The 5,919-nt window shown below is 32.7% G+C and carries 10 protein-coding genes and 1 tRNA gene; 6 read left to right on the plus strand and 5 right to left on the minus strand.

Annotation, left to right across the window (positions count from 1 at the left end):
• Positions 1-207 precede the first annotated feature (207 nt).
• The 3 genes from MF4642_RS15940 (at position 208) to MF4642_RS15950 (ending at position 999) form a co-directional block, all read left to right on the plus strand.
• Positions 208-423: a cold-shock protein gene (locus tag MF4642_RS15940; RefSeq protein WP_004693381.1), complete on the plus strand. Its 216-nt coding sequence runs from the start codon at positions 208-210 to the stop codon at positions 421-423.
• A gap of 106 nt (positions 424-529) precedes the next feature.
• Positions 530-757, plus strand: a complete 228-nt coding sequence (locus tag MF4642_RS15945; RefSeq protein ID WP_004693379.1) for a hypothetical protein — start codon at positions 530-532, stop codon at positions 755-757.
• Positions 758-801: 44 nt separating this feature from the next.
• On the plus strand, positions 802-999 hold the full coding sequence (locus MF4642_RS15950) for a hypothetical protein (protein ID WP_004980409.1): 198 nt from the start codon (positions 802-804) through the stop codon (positions 997-999).
• 792 nt (positions 1,000-1,791) lie between these two features.
• On the opposite strand, the gene MF4642_RS15960 is transcribed toward MF4642_RS15950, so the two are convergent.
• Genes MF4642_RS15960 through MF4642_RS15970 form a run of 3 tightly spaced genes read right to left on the minus strand, consistent with a single transcriptional unit; the run spans position 1,792 to position 3,748 of the window.
• Positions 1,792-2,274, minus strand: a complete 483-nt coding sequence (locus MF4642_RS15960) for a hypothetical protein (RefSeq protein WP_078426827.1) — start codon at positions 2,272-2,274, stop codon at positions 1,792-1,794.
• Positions 2,271-2,498, minus strand: a complete 228-nt coding sequence (locus tag MF4642_RS15965; protein ID WP_078426828.1) for a hypothetical protein — start codon at positions 2,496-2,498, stop codon at positions 2,271-2,273. The genes MF4642_RS15960 and MF4642_RS15965 overlap by 4 nt, the downstream gene beginning before the upstream one ends.
• Positions 2,498-3,748 (minus strand): site-specific integrase, encoded by a 1,251-nt coding sequence (locus tag MF4642_RS15970; RefSeq protein ID WP_078426832.1) that lies wholly within the window; start codon positions 3,746-3,748, stop codon positions 2,498-2,500. The genes MF4642_RS15965 and MF4642_RS15970 overlap by 1 nt, the downstream gene beginning before the upstream one ends.
• Before the next feature lie 160 nt (positions 3,749-3,908).
• Here MF4642_RS15970 and MF4642_RS15975 point away from each other — a divergent pair.
• Positions 3,909-3,985 (plus strand) — tRNA-Ile (locus MF4642_RS15975).
• Between the two features lie 88 nt (positions 3,986-4,073).
• On the opposite strand, the gene MF4642_RS15980 is transcribed toward MF4642_RS15975, so the two are convergent.
• Entirely contained in the window at positions 4,074-4,868 is a 795-nt protein-coding gene (locus MF4642_RS15980; protein ID WP_078426829.1) for a hypothetical protein, read from the minus strand.
• A 130-nt stretch (positions 4,869-4,998) separates the two neighbouring features.
• Between MF4642_RS15980 and MF4642_RS15985 the strand changes: the two genes are divergently transcribed.
• Together MF4642_RS15985 and MF4642_RS15990 are read left to right on the plus strand one after the other, a co-directional pair.
• On the plus strand, positions 4,999-5,208 hold the full coding sequence (locus tag MF4642_RS15985) for a helix-turn-helix domain-containing protein (protein WP_078426830.1): 210 nt from the start codon (positions 4,999-5,001) through the stop codon (positions 5,206-5,208).
• 51 nt (positions 5,209-5,259) lie between these two features.
• Positions 5,260-5,712: a transporter gene (locus MF4642_RS15990; protein WP_078426831.1), complete on the plus strand. Its 453-nt coding sequence runs from the start codon at positions 5,260-5,262 to the stop codon at positions 5,710-5,712.
• Positions 5,713-5,804: 92 nt separating this feature from the next.
• Here the strand turns inward: MF4642_RS15990 and MF4642_RS17435 are convergent.
• The coding region (locus tag MF4642_RS17435) for an IS3 family transposase (protein ID WP_413772799.1) at positions 5,805-5,919 on the minus strand (115 nt) is incomplete at its 5' end.

The following is a 5,919-nucleotide window of genomic DNA, read 5'->3' on the forward strand; positions in this document are numbered from 1 at the left end:
AGATGTGTATAGAGACAGAATTTTTAGTGTATAGTTAAGTTAACTAGAAAAAAGTCTTGTTTCAGTAAATCTTCTTTAAGTATCGCAGTTTTAGTCATAATCCTTCGTTTTTTCAGATTTTAAGTCTCAAAATTTATTATTTTCAAAGTTAGTTATAAACAGTCAATCAAATGACTCACAATTATTAAAAAATCAGTAGGATTTATTATGTCAAACTCGAATGTTGTTAAAGGTACTGTAAAATGGTTCAACGAAACTAAAGGTTTCGGTTTTATCCAGCAAGAATCAGGTCCAGATGTTTTTGCCCATTTTAGCGAAATTGCTAATTCAGGTTTCAAAACACTGTTTGAAGGCCAAATGGTTGAGTTTAGTGTAGCTCAAGGTCAAAAAGGACCAAATGCTGTAAATATTGTTGCTATCTAAGCAATAATTGACAGTAATAAAAAGCACTAAACAGTGCTTTTTATAAATTGAAAATTAGTTTTAAAGTTTTTTCAAATCGAGAAAACCTTCAGAAATAGGATACAAGTTGTTAAAAATAAACGATTTAATTGCAAAATCAAAAAATGGTACAGAAATTATAGTGTCGCTCATCCCTTTAAATAAAATACAAAATACTCGTAATGGGTTAAAAACTATAGAAGTGGGTAAGCGAATACTTCTTCAATCAGGTAAAGAAGTTGATTTGAACCTAGATGGAAGAACTTTTTATACGTCTTTAAATCAGATGTTTAAGTTAAATTATAAAGTAATTTAATCAAGTTATATAATTTCTAAATAATTTAAATTAAGGACCCATCTATGTTAAAAAAAGAAGTCACCGTAAAAGATCAATTTGGTACTGAATATAATATTCAAGCAACAGTTGATAAGTCTATTGTAGACCTACAAGATCACTCAAATTTAAAATATATTACTTTTGAAGGTGAGAATATTCGCCCTAGTTTTGAAATGTTTTTTCAGAGCCTTGAAAGTAGTAAGATTTTTAAGTTAATTTAATGTCTATATATAAAGAAAACTTGAATTTTTTATTTGATTTAAAATATATTAAACCTGTTTTTTTTATTTTAAAATCATATATGTTAGTTTTTATTTTATTTGCATCTATTGTTTTAACTAGTATCATACACAATGATGTTGTTGATACTATTTTGACTATTTTAAATTTTTTTATTGTTTTTAGAATTATTTTTTTGCTGTATGTAAAAATTATAAAGTCCATATTTGAAATTTGTAGCCCTTAAAAATCTATTATTTTCAATTATCTATAGAATACTGAAACCATGACATATCCCTCCCTCTGTCATGGTTTTTTTGTTGCTTATGAACGACTCATACACATGTTTATTATTATTTTACACTTCCAAATTTCTTCGGAATTTGAGTACAAAGACTTATCCCTTTTTATTCTTTATGATCACTGCTTAAATAATAACCAAACTAAGAATAAAAATGATTTCAAAACAATTTAGGATCGTCAATGGAATACTTGCAGTCATTGGTATAGCTGCATTCATCTTTTTCCAGTACCAAATGTGACCAGACAAGCTTGGAGGCTTCACCGAAGGCACAGAAGAGTATTCCGGCTATCAATACGCACAGATGAATGAGCTAAAGAATGCGGATCAATGTGATGATGAGAAGGATGATGATCCTGAAATGAATATTAATGAAATGTTTATTAAAGGGTGTAGGGCATACTTTAAGAAATAATTTTCTACCGCACTGTAATAATTGAAGAGCCCTCCAAGTTAGGGCTTTCATATAAGCGCTACTATATTAAATATGTAATTAATTAGAGTTTACAAAATTGCTAAATTTTTTCTTAATTCTTCTCATGTCATCAAGTGTGTAACCATAATTTCCAAAACATTGTTGTAGTATTGTGGGGTCGCTCATTGGACTATCTAATACATTAAAGAACTCATTAATAGTATTTATATTTGATAAGTTAGCCTCATGCTTTTTTGTACGATGGTTGGTTTTAATTAATTGATTTTTACTAAAATCATAAGTTGTAATTAAATCTGGTAGTTTTTTTTCTTGAGGATTTCGTTTTCTGAAATCAGCATTATAAAGAGGGACACAGCTTTCTATTATTTGTGATAAAGCAGGATCATTTAAGAACTCATTCAGATTGGAAACTATATCCCCAGTAGGTTTCGAATTACTAATATTTGAAGGTTTTACTGGAAAACCATGAAACATCCACTGTATTCCCCAAATAATGGTAATCACTAAAATTACTGTAAAAATAATTTCTAACTTTTTCATTTCCCAACAACCTTAGCACCTTTCCAAAACTCCCCACGTCGTCTTACTAGAAATGAACTAGCGATACTTTCAGCATGGAATACTTTGGCATCATCTTTGTTATCGACCCAAAACCATTCGGGTTGATATACCTGCTGGATATCTGAAAAATCATCATATTCAGTTATTTCTTGTGTTGCATCTTGATATGCAAGCCACTTACCATCTTTGGTGATGTAGGCCATTAGCTTTCTATCTTTGAGAAAATAGTTGATTTATATTCACCTAAAACAATGTCCTCAATAGCATTCATTGCTTCACGTAATTTTCTTTCACTAACTTGTACATAACCTGCAGTTACATCGCGGTCATCTTCTTCCTTATGATTGAGTAAGCGCTTAATTGTGTATCGACCATAATCCAAGTTTTCAGCAATAGAACCAAATGTTCGACGTAGATCATGGAAACTAAACTCAATTCCGCAAGATTTATTAATTTTCTGTCGTACTTTGGAAATATTAACAATATGTCCCGAAGACGATTTAGCAGAAGGGAACACCCATTCTGTAGTGGCCTGTGAGTAGCGCTTTTTCATTAATTCAAGTAGAAAATTACCCATTGGCAATGTGTGAGGATCGCCATTCTTCGGATCTATAGATGTTATGCGCCCATACTTTAAATCAACACTTGACCAAGGGAGGGATTCACATTCTTCACGTCTAAAGCCAGTCAAAACTAAAGTCAGTAAAAAATCGCGGTTAGTTTCTAATTGTTGGCCACGATCTTTATATTGAAATACAGCTTTAATCCAATCAGGCATTTGATCCTCATTGATATAAGTCTTACGTCGTCTAATTTTGTTCCAAGCATTTTTAGCATTTAGGGTTTTAATAGGATTGTGAGCATCAAGAATCGGCTTATCATTTTCATCTAGATAATGCTCAACTGAATAATTATAAATGGCACGAAAAACGCGCATGGCCATATTAGCTTGAGCCTTACTTCGTTGTGATAGCTCTGTATGTTTAGCCTGAATCATAGTACGAGAAATATCATCCAGCTTTAAATTATTCCAATCTTTTAAATAGTCATCAATCACGATGGTGTAATCTTTAATGCTTCTTGGTTTTAAGGTTTTATGGAATAAGTAATTATCAAAAGCTGCTTTTAATGTTGGTTTGCTTCTTGATAGGTCGGTTTTAGCTTTTTCATCCGCAATAGCTTTGCGTTTCATTTCGTTTGGGTTGATGCCTTGCGTCATTTGAGCAAGCTTATCTCGGGCAATGTCTCGCGCCTGAGCAAGTGTTAGATTGCCATGTAGACCAATTGTAGACCGTACTGTCTTACCAAGAACCTTCTTTTCAACGATATAGGTTTTACAGGTTGAATTGACACGAATAGCAAAACCAATAAGCTCAATGTCACGATAAATGGCAGGAGTCATTTCGAGTTGGTCAATAAGTGTCTTTGTGAGCTTTACTCTGGATGATGACATCGCTAGAATCACTACCAATTGCAATACTTTGCAATATAGCACAATAATTTCTAGCGTCTACTATAGGACTACAAGTAAAAAATACTTGCTCAATAGGAAAATGTTAGATAGTATTGCAGCACTGCCAAGCTATTGAATATAATCGCTTTGCAATCTTATAGGGCCTATAGCTCAGTTGGTTAGAGCAGCGGACTCATAATCCGTTGGTCGACAGTTCAAGTCTGTCTGGGCCCACCATATAAAACAACCACTTACGTGCATTAATCGTAAGTGGTTTTTTTGTTTTTAGATTCTGGTAAGCAAATGGTAAGCAGATGAAATCAACTTAAACAAACAGTTTTTTGTATAGTTCTTCTAGGTTTGGATGTGTGCTTGGAATGAAGTCTTGAAGTTTCGGGTGAATGCGGAAATCTGCTTCGGCTTTTGTAGATATCTCTTTAACTTCACTAGACCAGTTTTTCCTTCTGTATTCTCGCCAATTTAATTTAATTTTGAGTGGTCGACTGTATCCTTTTAATTCTATAAGGAAGATCTGATCACATAATTCATCAAATAAAAAGACATGTGAACGATGGAAGTGAGGATTTCTTTTTAGTAATAACTCTAATGAATTTATGAGAAGTGAACAGCAATCATTAGAAAGAGCGGTACTATTAATGGTTACTCCCCAGTGATGCAATAAATACAATGCACATAGGCTGTCGAGTGAGCCATAGCTTGCTATATGTTTTAAGCAACTCTTATCAAAGTCTTTAATACGTCCATTGGATGAAATGAACTCTACGATATAGTGAGGTAAAGTAGCTAATTCTAATAATATAAGATCTTCATCAAATATTTGATATTTCAAAATTTTCCATAGAGGATGGTTAATAATATTAGATGAGCCAATACATTTATATTCAACTGTACTTATCCAATATTTTTGTGGTGTAGATAAACCAAATTTATACTTTTTAAATAAGCTTTTTACATCGTGTTCTTCTGGGTATCCATAAAAAAACTTCTCCATATCATAATCATTTTTATATCTACCAGAATGTACTAACTGATTATAAAAAAAGTCATACCAGCTTATCGTTTTTGCAAAATCAATCCTGGTTCTTCCCGGGCGACCCATACATCACTCTGACTAATTAAAGTTCAAATCATTTTAATTTTAAATTAGGAAAGAAAAAACCTATTTTTGTAATATTACTTTCCAAATTTAGGTGTGTTTTGATGGCTTTAAATCAACACGGAAATAAAAAATGGGATTCAATCATAAACATAAGCCGATTACCGATGATCGACTTGTACTAACTACTAAAGAGACAGCTAGGCTCTTAGGGTATGCAGAACAAACTTTACGTAAGTGGGCTTTATATGAAAATGGCCCAATTAATCCTATTAGATATGGACGTACTCTTCGCTGGAGTAAGGCAGAAGTCTATAAATTTGCCCGAGTGAAAGAAGACTAATTTTGAAGATGGTATGGACTAATTGCTCATACCTATTTACTAGGTTTCAACATGCAAAAAAAATCATTTGAAGTTCTGATCAAACTCAGAGCAGTTTTGATATTAGATTTACCAGACTTTATTCGAGGTTTTATCTTGAATCTTAAAAACAAGCTGGATGCTTACATCAAAAGAATTCTTAACACGGGGGCGAAATCGAATAAAGCCGTTGATGAATTTGAGGTCCTAAAATGGTTAATCGATAAAATTTCTTTAGATTTGGAACAGATTCCAAAGCACAAACAGAAACATGTGCATGCTGTGCTGTTTACCTGTTTTTTTACTCAATTGTCCGAAGCCTTAGGTCTGCGGTTATCACAGTATATGCGATCGGATCCAAATCTGCAGCGTCATGTTCAATTGAGTGCCAGCACCTATAAAAAATACTTCAAGTTGCATAAAGACTTGAACCTCAAGTTAGAGCAAAACCAAATTTTCAATTTTTACCCTAAAAAATTATGGTGATTTTATGAGTCAAAATGATAAATCTTCAGTGTTAGACGAAGAAACCAAATTATTGAACCGTACCGGGTTTGTCGGAGGCTTTTTTATTTAAGTTAGGCCACCTGACCTAACGGGTTAATCTTATCATAGTACATTGCTTCAAACTCAAAAGGCGATACATAACCCAGTGCACTGTGTACACGCTTTTTATTGAACCAATATACCCAG

The organism is Acinetobacter sp. MF4642 (assembly GCF_002018925.1).
Classification (GTDB): domain Bacteria; phylum Pseudomonadota; class Gammaproteobacteria; order Pseudomonadales; family Moraxellaceae; genus Acinetobacter; species Acinetobacter johnsonii.

What these genes read in the sequence shown, in the direction of transcription:
- MF4642_RS15960 (WP_078426827.1), bottom strand. Translation starts at nt 2,274, where the DNA reads ATGAAAAAGTTAGAAATTATTTTTACAGTAATTTTAGTGATTACCATT.
- MF4642_RS15950 (WP_004980409.1), top strand. Translation starts at nt 802, where the DNA reads ATGTTAAAAAAAGAAGTCACCGTAAAAGATCAATTTGGTACTGAATAT.
- MF4642_RS15970 (WP_078426832.1), bottom strand. Translation starts at nt 3,748, where the DNA reads ATGTCATCATCCAGAGTAAAGCTCACAAAGACACTTATTGACCAACTC.
- MF4642_RS15985 (WP_078426830.1), top strand. Translation starts at nt 4,999, where the DNA reads ATGGGATTCAATCATAAACATAAGCCGATTACCGATGATCGACTTGTA.
- MF4642_RS15990 (WP_078426831.1), top strand. Translation starts at nt 5,260, where the DNA reads ATGCAAAAAAAATCATTTGAAGTTCTGATCAAACTCAGAGCAGTTTTG.
- MF4642_RS15940 (WP_004693381.1), top strand. Translation starts at nt 208, where the DNA reads ATGTCAAACTCGAATGTTGTTAAAGGTACTGTAAAATGGTTCAACGAA.
- MF4642_RS15965 (WP_078426828.1), bottom strand. Translation starts at nt 2,498, where the DNA reads ATGGCCTACATCACCAAAGATGGTAAGTGGCTTGCATATCAAGATGCA.
- MF4642_RS15980 (WP_078426829.1), bottom strand. Translation starts at nt 4,868, where the DNA reads ATGGGTCGCCCGGGAAGAACCAGGATTGATTTTGCAAAAACGATAAGC.